Raw genomic sequence first — 19,627 nt, 5'->3', positions numbered from 1 at the left:
TTAGTATCGGACTCCCCTCTCACCATGGATGCATGCTCTTGAATCGTCTTGCCTGCCATCTCGGAACAGCGCTGCTTGGCCTGCTGGGTACTGGCACCGGCGTTGCTGCCGAAGCCCCTGCGACTGCCGGCGCCATGGCGCCGCCTTCGGCGCAGACCCTGGAGTCCGGGTTGGCGATGACGCCTGCCCAGCGCGCCGTGCATTTCGACCACGCGGAGCTGCATTTCATCCCCGACCTGCAAAACCATCGCCTGCAGGCACGCGCCGAGCTCAGTTTCACGGCCGTGCAGCCCTTGAACCAGCTGCAGCTGAATCTGGATCGCAATCTGGCCATCAGCGCCATCCGCCTGGATGGCCGCAACCTGGCCACATCGGCCTGGTCCAACCCCGAAGGGCTGCTGAGCATCCAGCTGCCTGCCCCCGTCGCTGCAGGCCAGCATATCCATGTCGAGATCCACTACGCCGGCCATCCGCTGGAAGCCAGGCACGCCCCCTGGGATGGCGGCTTTGTCTGGAGCCATACCGCTGACGGCAAGCCCTGGATGGGGACGGCCGTCGAGGGCGAAGGCTGCGATATTTTCTGGCCGTGCATCGACCACCCGGAGGGCAAGCCCGCCCTGGTCGATACCTGGGTCACCATTCCCGGGGATCTCGCCGCACCCGGCAACGGACGCCTGATCGACGTCCGCAACGAAGGAGCGATGCGCACCTGGCACTGGCAGATCAAAGCCCCCAACACCTATGGCGTGACGCTCAATGTCGGCCCGTTCGCGAAGCTGAAGAGCGATTATCACAGCCGCTACGGCAATACGATCCCTTTGCAGTTCTGGTACCTGCGCGGTCATGAAGACCAGGCCCGCAAGCTGTTTGCCGAAATTCCGACCATGCTGGATTTCTTTGAAGGGGAAATCGGCCCCTATCCCTTCGGCGATGAAAAAGTGGGCGTGGTGGAAACCCCGTACGAAGGCATGGAACACCAGACCATCAATGCCTACGGCAATGGCTATGCCCAGAGCCCTTATGGCTTCGACTGGCTGATGCAGCATGAATTCTCGCATGAGTGGTTCGGCAACCAGGTCACCAATGCCGACTGGGACGACATGTGGATCCACGAGGCCTTTGCCACCTATATGCAGCCGCTGTACGGCCAGTATCTGCGCGGTGACATGGCCTATTTCGCCATGCTGCAGAGCGAGCGGGTGATGGTCACCAACCGTGTGCCGATCGTGTCCGGACACAGCCAGACCGAGGCCCAGGTCTATGATGCCAAACGCGGCCCCGGCAATGACATCTATTACAAGGGCTCCTTGATGCTGCACAGCCTGCGCCATCTGATCGGCGATCAGGCCTTCTTCGAATCCATTCGCCGGCTGGTCTACGGTCGAGCCGACCCACGGCCCGGCAATTTCAGCAACCGCTATGCCGATACGCATGACTTCATCCGGATCGTGGATCAGGTCACCGGCAGATCGCTGGACTGGTTCTTCCAGGTCTATCTGTACCAGGCCGCCTTGCCCAGACTGGATCTGCAGCGCCAGGGCGATACGCTGACACTGGCCTGGCACACCGGGAGCAATACGCCGTTTCCGATGCCGGTCGAACTGCAGATCGGCCAGCAGTTCCGGCAAATCGACATGAGTCATGGCCCGGTGAGCCTGCATGTGCCGGCCGGAGAGCTGCTGATCGTCGATCCACACTCCGAACTGTTGCGCGATCAGCCGGGCATCACCCGCTACCAGCAATGGCTAAGGCAGCAGCAGGCCCGCCATGCCCCCATACCCAAGCCCTGGTAATCCAGTGCCCATCCTGCCTCGGGCGAGACAAACGCTTTGCCGGAGGCCGGATCCTTGCAACGACCGGCCTCGCGGCGTCATGGCCTGAGCATCGGCCAGGCCTGCGAGGCGCCCGTCGAAGATGGTCGCTCGTATCCACTCCGTAGCTGTTCGCCATCAAGGACCGTCGATACCATGCCTGCTTGACCGTCAGGCACACCTGACTGCATCCACAAGCGGCAAGGCAAGCATGGAGCACGTCGGCAAGATTCAGGCCGACGATCGGGTTCAGAATGACGATGCCCCGAGTTGCTCGGCCGCAAGCATGACATCCGTCTGGATACCTACGATCCGCTTCGGATCATCGGCCAGCACATGGTGGGGGCCGGCCACGCTCAATGCGCCCAGCACCTCGCCACGCCGGCTGCGGATCACGGCCGCGCAGGCATCGATGCCCGGCTCGAGACCGGACCAGCTCCAGACGCAGCCGGCAGTGCGAATCTGCTCCAGCCTTGCCAGCAGCTCATCCTGTGCCGGGGCGTCCTCACCCTGCCAGTGACGGGCATGCAGCGCCGCCACCAGCTCATCCGGCATCGCCGCCAGCATCGCCAGTCCCGGCGTGGCGCAATAAGCCGGCAGTCGACTGCCGGTGCGGACCCGGCTGATCAGCGGCGTATCCGGTATCTCGCGTTGCAGATACACGATATCGGCCTCGTCACGCACGACCAGATAAGCCGTCATGCCGGTCTTTCGCGCCAGCTCAGGCAACACCCACCGGGCACGCGCCGTCAGATCGAAACCATCCGCCGCCGTGGCGGCCAGGCTGAGAAAGGCCAGCCCCAGACGATGCCCGCCCTGCGGCAGCGCCACCAGCATGCCACAGCCCTCCAGCGTTTCCAGCAACCGCATCAAACTGACCCGATTCACATCCAGGCTTCGCGCGGCTTCGCTCAGATTGGCGGTGCTGCCGCCTTCGGCAAGAAAACGCAGCACCCTGAATGAACGCTCCACGCTATTTGTCGCGACCGAGTGTTCCGTCATTCAAGACTCCGGCAAGGGAAGATCCGCCACCGGACTCAGTTCAGTGACACGTGCCAGGCATCATAACCGTAGACCCAGTCGGCATTGCTGCCATCCTTCAACCACTGGTTGCAGCGCGATCCGATCTGGATGCTCGCGGTACGCTGGCGTCGCGCCGTCTCGTAACGCGCCAGTCCAACCTCGACCTCCATCGGCGCCAGACCTTCCAGCGACCGGGCCAGCACCACGGCATCCTCGATGGCCATGCCGGCCCCCTGAGCCATGAAGGGCATCATCGGATGACAGGCATCGCCCAGCAAGGTCATATGCGGCCCGCTCCAGGCCGGCAGCGGATCGCGGACATGCAGGGCCGAAGCCAGCACCGTATCGCAAGCCTGCAGCAAGGCACGCGCCTGGGGATGAAAGTCCCGGTAGCGGGCCCGCAGGGCATCGGCATCGCCGGGGGTCGTCCAGGACTCCTGCGACCACTCTGGCTGTGCGGTGGTCGCAAACACAAAGATCTCGCGCCCGCGATTGAGCGGGAAACTGACGATCTGCAGATCTTCGCTGGGCCCCCACCATTTCACGAAAGCGCCCAGGTCAAGCCCTGGCAGGCGCTCGGACGGAATCACCGCGCGATAGGACACGATGCCGGTGAATTGGGGATGATCCTCGCCGAACAGAAAGCGCCTCAGGCCGGAGTGGATCCCGTCCGCCCCCACCACCAGATCAAAACGATGGCGACTGCCATCGGCCAGCACCAGCGTGGCTGCCGAGGCATCCGCTTCATAGGCCACCGTCTGCCGGCCAAGCTGCAGACTGTCGGGGACTACGGCCTCTTCCAGGGCCGCAATGACGTCAGCCCGGTGCATCGTCAATTGCGGCGCCCCGTAGTCGCGCTCCGCCTTGCCGGCCATTTCCAGATACGAAGTCTGCTCGCCGGTGTCCCAGGCGCGGCTGATTCTAGCTGTCGGCCAGGCGGCCGTTTCCCGCAGCCGGTCACCTACGCCCAGTCCATCCAGCGCCCGCACCGCGTTCGGTGTCAGATTGATATCGGCCCCCACCCGCCCGAATTGCGAGGCCTGTTCGAAGATCGTCACCCGATGTCCGGCACCCTGCAAGGCGATCGCCGCCGCCAGGCCACCGATCCCGCCACCATTGATGCCTATGTTCAGCATGACGCCCCTCCCCGGAGTGTTCAAATATGAACAATTGGTTTGCCAATGAACACCTTGGAGTCTGCACGCAAATTCAGCGCCTCGCAACCATCATGTGCCGTAGCGCCGTCAAGCCGGCGGCACGACCTGCTGCCCTGGCCATGGAGATCGCGCCACGTCCCGCCGACAGGATTACCTGCTCACCTCGTTGCCGCAGCCCATAAGCCAACACCACGCACTGTCTCAGCGAGCAGGCAGCACGCGCTGGCCGAACAAAGCCGGCAAGCGCCAGCGATCCGCAGCGGCCCTCGCCAAGGTATGCTCCCAAGATTCGCGCATTTGCAAGGCAGCGCCCGGCCCCTGGGAATCCAGTTCGGCATAGTAGGCCGTCTTCAATCGCTGACGATCGCCCCATTCGGAAAAACCGGCGGGAATCACCCGCGCGTCGAGCCAGCTCTGCAGATACACCACGGTGGAGAAATCCCGCCATGGACGTCCCAGGCTGATCGAATGCACTGCCGCATCGGCGGTCACCCGGCAGTGATCGAAAACATAGCCGCTGATCTGCTGCGGGTAACGCTTGCTCTGCGCGGTCAGAGTCACCTGCGAACGCCCTGCGCCATGCAGTTCATCGTGATCGAAGTACGCCAGCGCATCGCCGAATATGAAATCGACCGCGCCATCAATCCGGCTGTCGACATACACCTGACGGGCCGGACGGCAGGGGCCTTGCTCACTGGCACAACCGGCGCTGCCGGCATACAAAGTGTCCTGGTAGCCGATCAGATGCAGATGGTCGAAATGCTGGTCGTCGCCACTGGCCGCCAGCGCCACCGCTTGTGCACCTTCCGTCACACCAGGATGCAGACGGCTGAAGGCGTTCTCGATGGATAGATTGGACAGCCGGACGCCTGGTGCGCGGGCATAGACCGTGGCCGTGCGCGAGGTGCCGCCAACCTCGGCCGCACTGGTCGCGGCAACGATACGCACCGCATCGGGAGTCGATCCCTGCCCGACAAGCTGCAACCGGGGCTTGTCCAATGACAGACGTTCGGCATAGACCCCCGGGGCAATCATGATACGAGTCCCCGCCGAGGCGGCGGCGATGGCCGCCGCAATGGTCGCGTAGTGCCCCGCACCGACCTGCAGCGTCCCGGCCGCGCCTGTATCGTGAGCAAGCCTGCCAGGCAATGAAGCGGACTCCTTGGTATCAGCCGGCGATATACCGGAGGGCAACGCGGGAAAGGCATCGCCGCAACCCCATGCAGCATCATTGCCAGGATGACCATCTATCCACACATCATCTCCGACCGGCAAGGGCGAAGCCGGACCGCCCAGGAGCTTGAGCCGCAAATGGGTCGCGATACCGCTGCGCCCGCCATCCACCTGCACATCCTGCCAGGCCACCCGCAAGGGATGGCCAGCACCCAGCCCTCGCCACAGCGCCTGCCCGCCTTCCAGCGCATGGATATGACTGAAGCGGATATCACGGAATTCGGGCAAGGCATCCCCTTCGGCCCGCGGGTTGTAGAGCGTGTCCAGCACCAGCGGCCAGCGGACATGGCGCATGCAGACATGCGCGTAGCTGATGTCGCTGACCAGACCGCCGCGCGAACGGTCGCTCTTGATCCGCAGACCGTTGGTGGTACCGTCCAGGCTCAGGTCATCCACATGGACATCACTGACGCCCGACTGCACTTCACTGCCGATGGACAGTCCGTGACCTTGATAGAAATGATTGTGGATGATGGTGATATCGCGACTGGGACCGGTCGTGCCAGCCTTGATCGCGACATTGTCATCGCCCGTGTTGATCCAGTTGTGGGCCAGCAAGACATGGCTGGATGAAGCCGGATCGATGCCATCGGTATTGCGGGCATCACCGGGCGTATCGATAAGCATGCCCCAGCCCGTGAAACCATCGGTCTGACTGACCGAGACATGGAAGTTGGGGGCATTGCGCAGCGTGATGCCCTCCAGCACGATGTCATGGGATCGCCTGATCTGGATCAATCGTGGGGCGTTCTCTTCCATGTGTTCATGCTGGGCACGGCGTGCCAGCTGCCACCAGCTTTCCGCCCTTCCCTGCATCGACTGTCCGCCCTGACCATCGACCACGCCCTCGCCATATACGCCCTGATCGTGACCATGGTCCAGGCTGATCAAGGCCCGGCAGCCGCCGCCCCTGGCGGTATTGCGTCCGCAGACGCCCTGACCGCGATCATAGGCTTGCGGATCACGGCTGGCGTACAGGGTGAATCCCCGGTCCAGCCACAGGCTGACCCCAGGCGGCAATTGCAGGGGGCCGCTCACCAGCGCTCCGCCCTTCACGCCGGCCACCAGCTTGAGCATCGTACCGGTCCGGCACTGGTCCAGCGCCCGCTGGATCATGGCACTGGCATCGCTCTGATCCGGCCCGACCTGTTCGGCCACGATCTGTCGGCAGATCGCCTGCGGCGGCGGAGGTTCGACCGGCTCCCTTCCCGCCGCAGCCAGCACGGCCCCGGATGCAAGCATCCCGACAAACAACACGGCCGGCGGAAACAGCAGACACCCCGCCAACAAAGGCCAGGTCTGACGTGATGATCTTCCTTTCATCCTCCAGCTATAGCCCGCCCGGCTTTCAGGTGCATGTCATGCCGCAAGGCATCCCATCCTCGACGCTGCAGGCATTCGCCAGATCGCCCGACCCAGCAAGGCTGGACCCTCAGCCTGTCTTGCCGTGGGACCCAGCTGCCGCCGCACCCACCCTCGGCGGAAAATACATGGCCCGCAACATGCACTGGTAGAGCCGCATCGGCATCAGTCCGATTGCCGCGCGGCGCTGCTCCCCGTGGGCAGGATGTTCGCATGCCGGCAGCGCCGGGAAGTCAACGCCCTTCCTTGCCGCGAGCGCTTTCAAAACGAAGCATCCCAGCCCCTTGCCACTGATTGATTCCGGAATTGGGGACTTTGGGATCATGCCGCCCGCCCCCCCGAGTTCATCAACGACGACGTGAGGCTGATGCGGAAAGGCGTACAGACACTCAGGAATAGAGGGGCCATGCCGACGTCGGATCCACATATGACCTGCATGGCCCACTGCGGGGCAGAGCCTTGCTTGGGCTGTCAGCCATGGAAGTGGCTGTTGAACCCCTTGAACTGCTGCTGATAGCCGGCCTCGCCCTGCTCCGACGCGAAGCGCAGGGGCTCGACCCGCTTGACCAGCACTTCCTCGATATCCGGCCGGCCGTCGAGAATACCCATGACTTCGTCGATGAAATCGGCCAGCGGCATCGCCAGCGGATCCCGGGCCTGGCGATCCCCCATCAGCTCGGTCTGTACATAGGGCGGCACGATCTCGATGACCTGGGTCGCTTCATCCTTCAGTTGATACCGCAAGGATTGACTGAAGGAATGGATGGCCGCCTTCGTGGCGCAATAGGTTGGTGTCAGCGCCAATGGCAGGAAAGCCAGCCCGGACGATACCGTCATGATGACCGGGTGCCGATGCTGGCGCAGCAGCGGCAGCAAGGCGGCAGTCAGTCGCAAGGGCGCCAGCAGGTTGGTACTGATCGTCGCCTCGGCTACCGCCAGATCCGCCGCTTCGCCAGTCCAGCGCTCGGGCTGCATGATGCCGGCATTGTGGATCAGCACGTTCAGCTCCGGATGGGCATCGCCGATCCAGCCGGCAAAGCGGGTGATATCGGCCGGATCATCCACATCCAGGCGCGCCGCGACCATGCCCGGAAATTCCGAGACCAGCGCATCGAGTGCCGACTGACGGCGGCCGCTCACAATCACCTTGTTGCCACGCTGATAAAAGGCGACGGCCAGTGCACGACCGATGCCTGAGCCGCCGCCGGTGATGAGTATCGTATTGCCCGTCATATGCATGTAGCTGCTCCTGATGAAGTATCGATTCAGAATAAGCTCTTTACTCTCATATGGTAAGTAGGCACACTTTTGTTCGTTGCTTACCTCTATCGCCTACCAAGGTCCCAGTCATGCCAAGCTCCCGCAAAGTCGCCAGCCATCCCGGACGCCAAGTGGCTTTCAGGGCCGAAAGCGGCCACAGCGCTGGTGCCGAGATCGACACCATGGTGCTGGATGTATTGAGCCGGGTGGCAGATAAATGGACGATGTGCGTGCTGGAAGTGCTGTCCCAGCATAGGGTCTTGCGATTCACCCGGATCGGCGAACTGGTGGGCAGCATCAGCCAACGCATGTTGACCAAGACCCTGCGCCAGCTGGAGGCCGACGGCCTGCTGATCCGCACCGTCTATCCGGAAGTGCCGCCACGGGTCGAATATCGACTCACCGAGCTCGGCGACAGCCTGTGCGCCGCGTTCTGCAGCGTCTGGCTGTGGGCCGAAGCCCACGAGGCCGAACTGCGGGCCCTGCAGCAGGCAAGACAAGACGGCCGCCCGAAGGCGGCCGTCTGAATGAAGTCCTGCAGAACGGGGCGAGCGGACTGTGCCGCCGCCCGCGTCTCAGGTGATCAGGCCCGCGGATCGTAATCCGGATACAGCGCCTGCAGCGCTTCATAAGCCTGACGCTGGGCATCGGTCTCGGCCGCCGGGGCACGTACCGACAGCTCCACCAATTGGTCGCCCGCCGGGCTGCCCGGCATGCCGCGCCCCTTCAGCCGCAGCTTGCTGCCCGACCTGGCGCCGGCGGGAATCCGCATCTGGACCGTGCCGGCCAGGGTCGGCACCGAGACCTGGGCACCCAAGGCCGCTTCCCATGGCGCGAGGGCCAGCACATGCACGATATTGCGGCCATCCAGACGGAAACGGGCATCATCCCGGATCTCGACTTCCAGCAGCAGATCGCCGGCCGGGCCACCGGCCGCGCCCTGATGCCCCTGACCGCCCAGCCGGATCACCTGCCCAGGCTGGATACCAGCCGGAATCTTGACCTCCAGCACCCGCTCGCCGCCATGGCTGTCCTGCAGCGTGATCCGCTGCTTGCCGCCGGTGAACGCCGTTTCCAGGCTGACCGCGACGCGCGCCTGCAGATCCTTGCCGCGCCGAGGCCGCGCGTGACCGCCACCACCACCGGCCGCGCGACCGAACATCTGCTCGAAGAAGTCACTGAAATCACCGCCGCCGGCGCCGCCGAAATCAAAACCGCCGCCGCCGCCCCAGCCCGGCGGCGGACGGAACGACTCGCCACCGCGATAGCCGCTGGCGCGCAGCTCGTCATAGGATCGACGCTTTTCGGGATCCTTCAGAACCTCGTTGGCCTCGTTGACAGCCTTGAACTTGTCCTCGGCCCCGGCATCCTTGTTCTTGTCAGGGTGATACTGGCGGGCCAGCTTGCGATAGGCCGCCTTGATTTCGGCCTCCGATGCCTCGGGCTTGACGCCGAGTATCTCGTAATAATCTTTGAATTCCACTTGCCAACTCCTGATGCGGATCTGGGACGCAACAAGTCCGCGGAGGACATGGCATCCACCGCGGACCAGGACCGCCTACCGTCAGATCAGTCGGCGGTCTGAATCGCAATCTTTCTGGGGGTCGTTTCAGCCTTCTTGGGAATCACGATCTCCAGCACACCGAACTTGCCGCGGGCGGTGATGCCATCGGCGTCGGCACTGTCCGGCAGCGCAAAACGACGATGGAACACGCCGCGCGCGCGCTCGGACCGGGTGAACTTGGCGCCAGCTTCCAATTCGTCGCCGGCCCGCTCGCCCTTGAGGGTGAGGATACCCTTTTCCATGCTGATATCGATATTGGCCGGATCGACACCGGGCACATCGGCGAAGATCACGAAGCGATTCGCTTCCTCCTTGATATCCACGTTCGGTGCCCATTGACTGGTCACCACATCGGAATGATCGGCTTCATCGCGGCCGAAGAAGCGGCTCAGAACCTGACGGACTTCTTCCGGGTTGGCATTGACCAGACCCCAGGGTGCATTGCGTTCGAAACTCATGATCTCGATCTCCTTGCAAAGGTTTGCGGCCTCGGTGGCCACCTGTTGCACTAAATAGGTGCAAACCGGAATGATTCAAGGCGCGAATCATAAGGCCCAGCTGAACAACCATCGGAATATCAACTCCGAAGGCAGGCCCCTGTCCCGAAAGCCCTGACCATCGATCACCTGTCGGCCGTTCCGCCGCGAGCCCGATCCTCACCGCAAGGCCAGCCGCCGCGCAATGCCCTCGGCAAGCGGAGATCCACTTCGCCGCGAGCGCCGGCTTGGCGACGGATCAGATCTCGCCATGGGCCATGCCGGCTAGCAGGCCATCGGATCAAGTGGTGGCCGAACGGCCCGCTGGCGCTGCCATACCAGCGCAGAGACAACCAGCAGGATCAGGCTGAGCGCGCCCATCGTGGCCATAAATGCCACGGGATAGCCCTGGCCCAGCATGCGGCCATAGAGGGTGGCCGCCACCGCCGTACCCAGCGCATAACAGCCCTGCTGCATGGTGGAGACGGCGGCACTGGCTTCGCCGGCATGTTGCACTCCGATATTCGATAATATGATCCGGTAGGCCGAGGTCAGCATGAACGCATTGCCCAGCCCGACCAGGCCGGTCCCCAGCATCATCTGCCAAAGATGCAAATCCCGACCATAAGCGTACAGACAGCCACTACATCCGGCTAAGCCCGCAACGGTGATGATGGCGCCCAGAACAAAGGCCTGGCCATTGTCCTGTCGCTTGCCGATCATCGATCCCAGGAAGAACATCAGGCCCAGGCTGCCGAAACTGTCGCCCGACTGCCGCGGGCTGAAGCCGATATGTCTCTGCAGGCACAGTGCGGTCACAAACAGGAAGCCCGAATAGCAGAAAGTGACGGCGCCCTGGGCCAGAAAACCTACCGGAGCCCCCGGCACACGAAACAGCGAAGGGGGCATCAGGGGACGCTCGCCTCGCGCCTCAAGTGCGCTTTCCACCCGCCAAAGGGCAAGCCCGGCCGGTACCAGACCAAGCAGCAGCCAGTGCATGGCAGGCCATGCGCCACCAAGTGCCACCGGCAGCAGCAGACACAGCAGAAAAGCTGCGAAGAGCCCCATTCCGCGGAAATCCAGCGATCGCAGCTCAGCCCCACGGGAATCGGGCACGTTGCGAAGCGCCAATATCAGCGCCGCTGCACATATCGGCAGATTCACGAAGAAGCCGAGGCGCCAGCCCAGCCCAAAAAGGTCTGCCGAGACCAGCCAGCCGCCCAGAATTTGCCCGATGGCCACCGACAATCCTCCAATCGCCGTGTAGATACCTACGGCACGACGATGGCGTGGGCCGTGCAGAGACGCATGGATCGTCGCCAGAATCTGCGGCATCAGCAGGGCACCACAAGCCCCCTGCAGCAAGCGGCCGAACAGCATCATCGGAAGGCTCCCGGCCAGTCCGCACAGCCCCGAGGCCAGGCCGAAACCGGCAATGCCAGCCAGCAGCAGCCGCTTGCGGCCATAGCGGTCGCCCAGTCGTCCGCCCGCGGCCAGCAGGGTGGCAAAAGCGAGCGCATAGAAGGCCACTACCAGCACCAGTCCGTTGGCGGCGCTGCCGAGGCTGCGACCGATGGGATCCAGGGCGACGTTGACAATGGAAAAGTCGATCTGCGGCAGGATCTGGCAGGCGACCAGCACTCCAAGTCCGACGGGAGACAAGGTCGCAGCCTCCGTTGCCGGGCCCTGTGCCGGCTGCTGTTGCAATCGCATATCCACCTCTTGTGTCGAGACTTGGGGCCGCCATCTTAGAAATGAAAAAAATTCGGCACAATGAACCATTTAGAGGTGTATATCTTGTATCAGGATCAAGGCTTGGCCCCGGATGAAGATACTCAGAAGCGCCTGGGAAGCTTTCTCCGCCGCAAACGGGAAGGTCTGTCCCCGGAAGACATAGGCTTGACCCGGCCGCCGCGCAGGCGCACGCCCGGCCTGCGGCGGGAAGATGTCGCCGCCATGGCCGGCATCAGCACGGTCTGGTACAGCAAGATCGAACGCGGGCAGGCCATCGGTATTTCGCGCGAGGCCCTGCAGGCCATCTCCCGGGTGCTGCGGCTGCAACCTCCCGAGCATCGCTATCTGATGACTTTGGCAAAACAGCCAACGCCCAGTACCAGCACCCCGTGCCTCATGATCGGCAGCCATACCCGGCGCCTGCTTGACCGGATCGATCCCATGCCGGCCATCGTGACAAACGACTACTACGATATTCTGGCCGCCAATCGAGCCTACAGCCTGATGTGCGGTATCGACCTGGACGCAGTGCCGCCCCGGGAACGCAACTATATCGGTCTGGCCTTCAGCTCGCCGGCATGGAGGCGCTTTCTGCGCATGGATGATGTCGAGGTGGGGAATATCAAGCTGGCGCGGATGGTCGGCAGCCTGCGGGGCATCAGTGCCAACCGTCCCGGCGACAGCCTCATGTCGGCCAGGATCAGCGAACTGAAAGCGCAGTCCAAGGAGTTTTCAAGCCTCTGGGACAGCGAAGTGGTGAACCAGTCGGAAGCCTCGGACCACGCCCTGCTGCACGCGAAACTGGGTTCCATCATCCTCCGCAAGCAGATCTGGCAGAGCATAGGCGGCGAAACCAGCGGACGGCTGAATGTCTACACCCCCCTCAACGACGAAGACTGTCGTCGCCTCGAGGACGTCTATGCGTCCTGGAATGGCGGATCGGAAGAAAACTGAAAGCCAGCCACGCGACCAGACACGCCCGACAGGCCATCTCCAGATGACGACCGAGGGGAAAGTATTGATCGCTATGCCGATACGGCGATCAAACCGATTCGACGCCTGCTGCAGATCGGCTGCAACATGATCCAATGGCCGGATGCCATAGAAAAAGCCGCCCCGTCGCAGGACGGGGCGGCTTTTGGAGAGCGACTCAGTCTTCCGGGGTGACCGAGTCCGGAACGGTATCCGCCGCCGGCGCTTCGCCCGCCTCGCCTGTCGGCAAAGGCTGCCCATCGTCATCCAGCTCGATGTCGGCCTCGTCTTCGGCATCCAGACGCACCACCCGCACCAAGGCCTCGTCGGCCGGCAGACGAATCAAGGTCACGCCCTGGGTATTGCGGCTGAGCTGGGAAACTTCCGCGACGCGGGTCCGCACCAGGGTACCCTGATTGGAAATCAGCATCAGCTCATGGGCTTCGGTGACCTGGACGGCGGCGACCAGCGGGCCGTTGCGGTCCGAGCACTGGATGCCGATCACGCCCTGGGTGCCACGCCCCTTCTTGGGGAACTCGTCCAGCGGGGTCCGCTTGCCGTAGCCGCGCTCGGTGGCGGTGAGAATATCGCCCTCACGGGCGACGATCATCGACACCACCTGAGCATCGTCGGCCAGCTTCATGCCGCGCACGCCGCCGGCGGTACGGCCCATCGAGCGGACCTCGCCTTCGTCGAAGCGCACGGTCTTGCCGTTGGAGGCGAACATCAGCACATCGCTTTCACCATCCGTCAGGGCCACCCCGACCAGGGCATCGGACTCATCCAGATTGATCGCGATCTTGCCCTTCTGCAGCTGGTAGGCGAACTCGGTCAGCGGGGTCTTCTTTACCGTACCTTTGCGGGTGGCGAAGAACACGAACTGGTCCTCGCTGTATTCGCGCACCGGCAACACCGCCTGTACGGTCTCGCCTTCAGCCAACGGCAACAGGTTGACGATGGGCTTGCCACGGGCACCGGAACCGGCTTCCGGCATCTGGTACACCTTCAGCCAATAGACCCGGCCGGTGCTGGAGAAGGTCAGCAAGGTGTCATGGGTATTGACCACCCACAGCTGCTCGACGAAATCCTCGTTCTTCAGCGCCGAGGCCGAACGGCCCTTGCCGCCGCGTTTCTGGGCGCGATAGGCCGAAGCGGGCTGACGCTTGATGTAACCGGCATGGGACAAGGTCACCACCACGTCTTCCGGGGCGATCAGGTCCAGCACGTTCAGATCTTCCTGCGAATGCTGGATCTCGGTGCGGCGACCATCGCCGTAGTCGGCCTTGATCGCCTCGAGTTCTTCGCGGATGACGTTCAGCAGTCGCGCCGGATCCTCCAGGATCTCGATCAGATCGCGGATCGCATCCAGGATCTGGCGGTATTCGTCGGACAGCTTTTCCTGCTCCAGCCCCGTCAGGCGATGCAGGCGCATGGCCAGGATTTCCTGGGCCTGCAGTTCGGACAACTGATAGCCCTGCGCATTCAGGCCGTCGCGCGGATCCATGTCTTCCGGCCGCGAGGCATCGGCACCGGCGGCCGCCAGCAAGGTGCTGACCATGCCCGGCTGCCAGCGACGGGCCAGCAGGCGCTCTCGCGCCTCCTGCGGCGAGGGCGAGGTCTTGATCAGCTCGATCATCTCATCGATGTTGGCCAGCGCGACGGTCAGGCCTTCCAGCAAATGGGCACGGGCACGAGCCTTGCGCAGATCAAAGATCGTACGGCGGGTCACCACTTCGCGGCGATGGCGGATAAAGGCGACCAGGATCTCTTTCAGATCCAGCAGACGCGGCTGGCCATCCAGCAGCGCCACCATGTTGATGCCGAAAGTGACCTGCAACTGGGTCTGCTGGAACAGGTTGTTCAGCACCACATCGGCCATCGCGTCACGACGGATCTCGATGACCATCCGCATGCCGTCCTTGTCGGACTCGTCGCGCAGCTCGGAGATGCCCTCCAGCTTCTTTTCCTTCACCAGCTCGGCAATCTTCTCGATCAGACGCGCCTTGTTGACCTGGTAGGGCAGCTCGTGGACCAGGATGGTCTCGCGGCCGTTGGCCTCGGTCTCGATCTCCGTGCGGGCGCGGATCAGAATGCGGCCGCGGCCGGTCTTGTAGGCGTCGATGATGCCGGACGAACCATTGATGATACCGGCGGTCGGGAAATCAGGACCCGGGATATAGGCCATCAGGTCCTCGATCGAGAGTTCGGGCTCGTCGATCAGGGCGATGGTGGCGGCAATCACTTCGCTGAGATTGTGCGGCGGCACATTGGTCGCCATGCCCACCGCGATACCGGCCGAGCCGTTGATCAGCAGGTTGGGGACCTTGGTCGGCAGCACCAGCGGCTCATGCTCGCTTTCATCGTAGTTGGGACCGAAATCCACGGTCTCCTTGTCGATGTCGGCCAGCAGCTCATGGGTGAGCTTGGTCATGCGCACTTCGGTGTAACGCATCGCGGCGGCGCTGTCGCCATCCACCGAACCGAAATTGCCCTGGCCGTCGACCAGCAGATAGCGCAGCGAGAAGGGCTGAGCCATGCGGACGATGGCATCGTAGATCGACGAATCACCGTGGGGATGGTATTTACCCATCACGTCACCGACGATACGGGCCGATTTCTTGAACGGGCGGTTCCAGGAATTGCTCTGCTCGTGCATGCCGTAAAGGATGCGCCGGTGCACGGGCTTCAGACCATCGCGTGCATCGGGCAAGGCACGGCCCACGATCACGCTCATGGCGTAATCGAGGTAGCTTTGACGCATCTCGTCTTCGATATTGACGCGGATGATTTCTTTGGCGAGTTCAGCCATCTACAGAACTTCCCTTGAGTCGAAACAGAGGCTGCTGCCGCAGCCCGTCGTACCGCGCCTGAAACCAGGTCGGACGCAAGCGTTCGATTCTAGCACAAACCGGCCTGAAAGTCCCGGTTTCAAGCCTTTCAAATCAAGGGTTTACAGCGCGCTCCGTGCACGTCTGAACAGCAGCAGACGTGCGCTGAGAAAATTCACGCCGGCCGCCATGGCCGCGCCGGCGGCGGCAGGCAGTGCCGGCCAGGCCCGCAGACCGGGCCACAGCCACAGCGCCAGCACGAAAACGGCATAGTTGACGACGGCGCCAGCGGCCATCAGGCCCATCCAGTGCAGCCACTCCATGGCCAGACCATGACCACTGTCACGGGCGGCGAAGGTATGGCAGCGATTCCAGCACCAGGTAACGGTCGCCGCTGACAGGAAGGAAACCAGCCGCGCCGGATAGGGATTCCAGTGCCCGAAACTTACCAGGCACTGGACGATCCCTGCATCAATCAGCAATCCAAGCAGACCTCCGGCCGCAAACAACAACAGTTCGCGGCGCAGGGCCACTCAGCCGAAGACCTTGCGCATGGCTTCGACGGAGGGATTCAGAATCACGCCCTTCTCGGTGACGATGGCATCGATCAGGGAAGCCGGCGCCACATCGAAGACCGGATTCCAGGCCTCGGCACCTTCGATCACGGTGCGCTTGCCTGACACGCCCAGCAGCTCGGCCGAATCACGCAGTTCGATATCGATGTCGTCACCGCTGGCAGTGGCCATATCGACCGTCGAGGACGGCGCCACCACCATGAACTTGACGCCATGGTGACGGGCGGCGATGGCCAGCTGATAGGTACCGATCTTGTTGGCGGTATCGCCATTGGCGGCAATCCGGTCGGCGCCGACGATGACCCACTGCACCGCACCCGACTTCATCAGATGCGAAGCGGCCGAATCGGCGATCAGCTTGGCCGGAATGCCGTCGCGCACCAGTTCCCACATGGTCAGACGGGCGCCCTGCAGCCAAGGCCGGGTTTCGCCGGCATAGACCTGGCTGATCCGGCCGGCGGCGACGCCGGCACGCACCACGCCCAGAGCCGTACCGAAACCCGAAGTCGCCAGCGAGCCGGTATTGCAATGGGTCATCACGCCCGAACCCGGCTCGATCAAGGCCGCACCCAGTTCGCCCATGTGCCGGTTGCCGGCCAGATCCTGGTCCTGGATCAGCTGCGCCTCCCGGGTCAGGGCCTCGACACTGGCACCGCCCGCAATCAGAGCCTGCATGCGATCCAGAGCCCACATCAGGTTCACTGCGGTCGGACGAGCCGCACGCAGCCGCGCCAGCGCCTGCTGCAACGCCTCGCCCTGGTGCTGGCTGGCGGCCAGTACCACGCCCCAGGCCGCGGCAATGCCGATGGCCGGTGCGCCGCGAACCACCAGATCACGGATCGCCTCGGTGACCTGGTCGGCATCGGTGCAGGCAATCCAGGCTTCCTGCTGGGGCAGCAGTCGCTGGTCAAGCAGGTGCAGGGCATGATCGCGCCATTGCACGGCGCGAATGGAATCGAAAGAAGCAAGGCTGGAAGTATTCATGGGCTTATTTTACGCGCCCGCTGTGGACGTGGCGAGCACCGTCGCCCTGCCCTCCGCCGCCATCCCCCGATTGGTCGCGGTCAGGCCCCGGCACGGTCCAGCCAGGCGGAAATCTTCGGTGCCACTTCACGCTGGGCACGGGCCGAGACATAGATGCCGATATGCCCGCCCTGGAACATCCACTCTTCGTAGCTGCCGCCGGTGCGGCCTTGCAGGGCACGTGCCGCCGAGGGCGGCACCAGATGATCCTGAGCGGCAAAGATATTGAATACCGGCGCCGTGATATCGGCCAGTCTGACCTCGCGATCACCGATCCGCAGTCCGCCGGCGATCAGGCCATTGGCCTGATAGAACTGCTTGATGAACTGCCGGAAAGCCTCCCCCGCCAGATCCGGCGATTCGAATATCCAGCGCTCCATCCGCATGAAATTTTCAAGGCGCCCGGGATCATCCAGCAGATTCACCAGATCCACGTACTTCTGCTGATGCAGCCGCAAGGGCTTCAGATTGAGATAAACGCTGTTGATCAGCGCCGAAGGAATATTGCCGCCTCCGGCGACCAGCTGATCCACGTCCACATGCCGCGACCACATGCCCAGCATATTGTCGGACGTATGGAAGTCCACCGGTGTGACCATGGTGATCAGCCGCGCCACCTTGTGCGGATTCAATGCGGCAAAACACAAGGCAAACACCCCTCCCTGGCAAATCCCCAGCAGATGGATCGGCTCACCACCGTGCCGGACCGAAACCTCGTCCACGCAGCGTCCCAGTCGCAGATCGATATAGTCGCCCAGGCCCAGCCAGCGATCGATGGGGGCAGGAAAACCCCATTCGATAAGATAGACATCCTCGCCCTCGGCCAGCAGGTTGCGCACCAGCGAGCGATCAGCCTGCAGGTCGGTCATCCACACCGTATTGACCAGGGCATAGACGATCAGCAGCGGCGGCCGACCGGCTGGCAGGTTCTCGCCCCGGAAGCGCCACAACCGCATGCCGTCCTGCTCGAAGACCAGCTCGCGCGGCGTCTCGGCATAGCCCGGGCGCGAGAATCGGGCCAGATTGGACCAGCCCCGTTTCAGCTTCTGCTGGAACTGCAGCAGCTCATCGGTCCAGCTGGCAACATTGACATAAGGCATCGGTGCCGGCCTCAGTCCCCACGACGCGAGCCGGGGACTTTCCCGGTCGTGCGGCGTGCCTTGGGCGCACGCGCGACAGGCTTGTCGACGCCGGCCTCCGGCTTGGCCGCACCACGACGAGCTCCGGCCGCTGTCTTTGCCACCTTGCTGTCCGACGACGCGGGAGGCGCCGAGCGTGCCCCCTTGTTGCGACGGATCACCGTCTGTTCCTGAGAGGCCACCCCTTTGGCAACGGACGTTGCGCGCTTGCTCCCGGCCGACGCACGGGCCTTGGTGGCAGGCTTGACGGAGGCGTCGCGCGCAGGCGCCTCACGGGCGTCGAGACGCGCCTCCAGTTCGGCCAGTCTCCGCTGGCTCTGGCGCAGCTCGCGTCGCAGCGACTCCACCCGCTCGCCCAGCGCATCGACATCGCCGCTGACCGGCAGACCCCAGGTCCGTGCCTGCTGCTCGATATGCTCGCGCTGCAGCTCGCGCAGGCGAACCTGGGCATTGACCAGGGCACCATAGGCACGACTGAATTCCTCGGACAAAGCGGCGTCCATATAGGCCGCCTCGGCACTGTCGATCCATTCGTCATAGATCTGGCGCAGACTTTCAAATGAGCCATTCTCGGCGCACAGGCGATCCAACCGGTCACGCAGCACTTCGCCGCCCTTGATCTGCGAGCGGCGCAGCAGGGCCTCATAGGCCTGACTGGCGGCCAGATATTCCATCCAGGCCGCAATCAGCGCCTTCTGGCGCTCCTGCTCGGCCCGACCACTGCCCAGGCCTGGCGTCTGCATCAGCAAGGCCTGCATGGCCTTGAAATCACCGCGCTGCATGGCCTCGATCCAATGCCCCCAGGGCTGCGACCCGGCCGAGCCTGGCTCAGCACCCGCGGCCGAAGCCCCGGCAGCCCCGGCACCCGTCGCCGCACCCAGCTGACCCAGCCAGCCGTAATAACCGTCCAGTCCCGCCCGGATCCTCTCGGTCCAATCCGCTGCCGGTGCTGCATCCGGTGGTGTCGGAATCGACTGCCGGGCCCAGTCCTGCCATGCCTCGCTGGCCTTGCGCTGGAACTCGTCCCATGGGCCTTCGGAACCGCTGGCGCTCGCCGAACCCGCGCCTGGCTTCTTGCTCATCTGAACCTCCACAGTGATCCGTGCATCCTAGACCCTGCCATCACGGAAATCGAGAAGCGCGGCAGCAAGAAAAGATTCTCTGCTCCCCAAAAGTCATCGATCCGTCAGCCCGGATCGACCGGCAGGCACAGGGGACACCACCACGAAAGAGCCGCTCAGATGGAGCGGACTTCGCTGCGCTCAAGCCCCCGCAGCGATCAATGCCATGACAAGGCCGGATGGCAACCGGATATTCCAGAAGGCATGCACGGGTCGTGCATCCTGGCTTGAAGAGGCTTTCGTCATGCACTGGAAGCAAGTTGTCCCGTCCACGTGGGCCACCACACCGTCCCCGCCGGGCAAGCCTGCCGACAAGATACCGCCCACTTCATGCAAACCATTGCGCGCC

The 19,627-nt window shown here is 63.5% G+C and carries 15 protein-coding genes; 3 read left to right on the top strand and 12 right to left on the bottom strand.

What is annotated here, in order from left to right:
- The first annotated feature begins 38 nt into the window (after nt 1-38).
- Entirely contained in the window at nt 39-1,793 is a 1,755-nt protein-coding gene (locus FRAAU_RS05515; RefSeq protein ID WP_245546438.1) for a M1 family metallopeptidase, read from the top strand.
- Nucleotides 1,794-2,060: 267 nt separating this feature from the next.
- Here FRAAU_RS05515 and FRAAU_RS05510 read toward each other — a convergent pair whose 3' ends face one another.
- The 4 genes from FRAAU_RS05510 to FRAAU_RS05490 form a co-directional block, all read right to left on the bottom strand.
- Nucleotides 2,061-2,813 (bottom strand): IclR family transcriptional regulator, encoded by a 753-nt coding sequence (locus tag FRAAU_RS05510; protein ID WP_014402578.1) that lies wholly within the window; start codon nt 2,811-2,813, stop codon nt 2,061-2,063.
- 35 nt (nt 2,814-2,848) lie between these two features.
- Nucleotides 2,849-3,970: an FAD-dependent monooxygenase gene (locus FRAAU_RS05505; protein WP_014402577.1), complete on the bottom strand. Its 1,122-nt coding sequence runs from the start codon at nt 3,968-3,970 to the stop codon at nt 2,849-2,851.
- 222 nt (nt 3,971-4,192) lie between these two features.
- A complete protein-coding gene (locus FRAAU_RS16365) occupies nt 4,193-6,466 on the bottom strand; it encodes a pectinesterase family protein (RefSeq protein ID WP_169314749.1) in 2,274 nt (757 codons plus the stop codon).
- A gap of 591 nt (nt 6,467-7,057) precedes the next feature.
- Entirely contained in the window at nt 7,058-7,825 is a 768-nt protein-coding gene (locus FRAAU_RS05490) for an SDR family oxidoreductase (protein ID WP_014402575.1), read from the bottom strand.
- Between the two features lie 110 nt (nt 7,826-7,935).
- Here FRAAU_RS05490 and FRAAU_RS05485 point away from each other — a divergent pair, with 110 nt between their 5' ends.
- Nucleotides 7,936-8,373, top strand: a complete 438-nt coding sequence (locus tag FRAAU_RS05485) for a winged helix-turn-helix transcriptional regulator (RefSeq protein WP_014402574.1) — start codon at nt 7,936-7,938, stop codon at nt 8,371-8,373.
- Nucleotides 8,374-8,429: 56 nt separating this feature from the next.
- Here the strand turns inward: FRAAU_RS05485 and FRAAU_RS05480 are convergent, their stop codons facing one another.
- The 3 genes from FRAAU_RS05480 to FRAAU_RS05470 form a co-directional block, all read right to left on the bottom strand.
- Entirely contained in the window at nt 8,430-9,329 is a 900-nt protein-coding gene (locus tag FRAAU_RS05480) for a DnaJ C-terminal domain-containing protein (RefSeq protein WP_014402573.1), read from the bottom strand.
- 86 nt (nt 9,330-9,415) lie between these two features.
- On the bottom strand, nt 9,416-9,868 hold the full coding sequence (locus FRAAU_RS05475) for an Hsp20/alpha crystallin family protein (protein WP_014402572.1): 453 nt from the start codon (nt 9,866-9,868) through the stop codon (nt 9,416-9,418).
- 303 nt (nt 9,869-10,171) lie between these two features.
- Complete coding sequence (locus FRAAU_RS05470) at nt 10,172-11,548, bottom strand: MFS transporter (protein ID WP_217176248.1); 1,377 nt, start codon at nt 11,546-11,548, stop codon at nt 10,172-10,174.
- 153 nt (nt 11,549-11,701) lie between these two features.
- Here FRAAU_RS05470 and FRAAU_RS05465 point away from each other — a divergent pair, with 153 nt between their 5' ends.
- Nucleotides 11,702-12,574 (top strand): helix-turn-helix transcriptional regulator, encoded by an 873-nt coding sequence (locus FRAAU_RS05465; protein ID WP_217176247.1) that lies wholly within the window; start codon nt 11,702-11,704, stop codon nt 12,572-12,574.
- A 196-nt stretch (nt 12,575-12,770) separates the two neighbouring features.
- On the opposite strand, the gene gyrA is transcribed toward FRAAU_RS05465, so the two are convergent.
- The 5 genes from gyrA to FRAAU_RS05440 all read right to left on the bottom strand — a co-directional run bounded on the left by gyrA (nt 12,771) and on the right by FRAAU_RS05440 (nt 19,239).
- Nucleotides 12,771-15,401 (bottom strand): DNA gyrase subunit A, encoded by a 2,631-nt coding sequence (gyrA, locus tag FRAAU_RS05460; RefSeq protein WP_014402569.1) that lies wholly within the window; start codon nt 15,399-15,401, stop codon nt 12,771-12,773.
- A gap of 141 nt (nt 15,402-15,542) precedes the next feature.
- Nucleotides 15,543-15,953, bottom strand: a complete 411-nt coding sequence (locus FRAAU_RS05455) for a GtrA family protein (protein WP_014402568.1) — start codon at nt 15,951-15,953, stop codon at nt 15,543-15,545.
- Nucleotides 15,954-16,979 carry an S-methyl-5-thioribose-1-phosphate isomerase gene (gene mtnA, locus FRAAU_RS05450; protein ID WP_014402567.1) on the bottom strand — a complete coding sequence of 342 codons (1,026 nt, stop codon included), beginning with the start codon at nt 16,977-16,979 and terminating at the stop codon, nt 15,954-15,956. It abuts the gene before it with no gap.
- Between the two features lie 80 nt (nt 16,980-17,059).
- Entirely contained in the window at nt 17,060-18,118 is a 1,059-nt protein-coding gene (gene phaC, locus FRAAU_RS05445) for a class III poly(R)-hydroxyalkanoic acid synthase subunit PhaC (RefSeq protein WP_014402566.1), read from the bottom strand.
- An 11-nt stretch (nt 18,119-18,129) separates the two neighbouring features.
- Nucleotides 18,130-19,239, bottom strand: a complete 1,110-nt coding sequence (locus FRAAU_RS05440; RefSeq protein ID WP_014402565.1) for a poly(R)-hydroxyalkanoic acid synthase subunit PhaE — start codon at nt 19,237-19,239, stop codon at nt 18,130-18,132.
- Nucleotides 19,240-19,627: the final 388 nt, after the last annotated feature.

This window comes from Frateuria aurantia DSM 6220 (assembly GCF_000242255.2).
Lineage (GTDB): Bacteria > Pseudomonadota > Gammaproteobacteria > Xanthomonadales > Rhodanobacteraceae > Frateuria > Frateuria aurantia.
Note: the sequence above shows the minus strand (reverse complement) of the source record. Positions and strands in the feature narration are given on the sequence as shown.

Coding starts and splice junctions, on each gene's coding strand:
- gyrA (WP_014402569.1), bottom strand. CDS start 15,401: ATGGCTGAACTCGCCAAAGAAATCATCCGCGTCAATATCGAAGACGAG.
- phaC (WP_014402566.1), bottom strand. CDS start 18,118: ATGCCTTATGTCAATGTTGCCAGCTGGACCGATGAGCTGCTGCAGTTC.
- mtnA (WP_014402567.1), bottom strand. CDS start 16,979: ATGAATACTTCCAGCCTTGCTTCTTTCGATTCCATTCGCGCCGTGCAA.
- FRAAU_RS05485 (WP_014402574.1), top strand. CDS start 7,936: ATGCCAAGCTCCCGCAAAGTCGCCAGCCATCCCGGACGCCAAGTGGCT.
- FRAAU_RS05505 (WP_014402577.1), bottom strand. CDS start 3,970: ATGCTGAACATAGGCATCAATGGTGGCGGGATCGGTGGCCTGGCGGCG.
- FRAAU_RS05490 (WP_014402575.1), bottom strand. CDS start 7,825: ATGCATATGACGGGCAATACGATACTCATCACCGGCGGCGGCTCAGGC.
- FRAAU_RS05475 (WP_014402572.1), bottom strand. CDS start 9,868: ATGAGTTTCGAACGCAATGCACCCTGGGGTCTGGTCAATGCCAACCCG.
- FRAAU_RS16365 (WP_169314749.1), bottom strand. CDS start 6,466: ATGCTTGCATCCGGGGCCGTGCTGGCTGCGGCGGGAAGGGAGCCGGTC.
- FRAAU_RS05440 (WP_014402565.1), bottom strand. CDS start 19,239: ATGAGCAAGAAGCCAGGCGCGGGTTCGGCGAGCGCCAGCGGTTCCGAA.
- FRAAU_RS05510 (WP_014402578.1), bottom strand. CDS start 2,813: ATGACGGAACACTCGGTCGCGACAAATAGCGTGGAGCGTTCATTCAGG.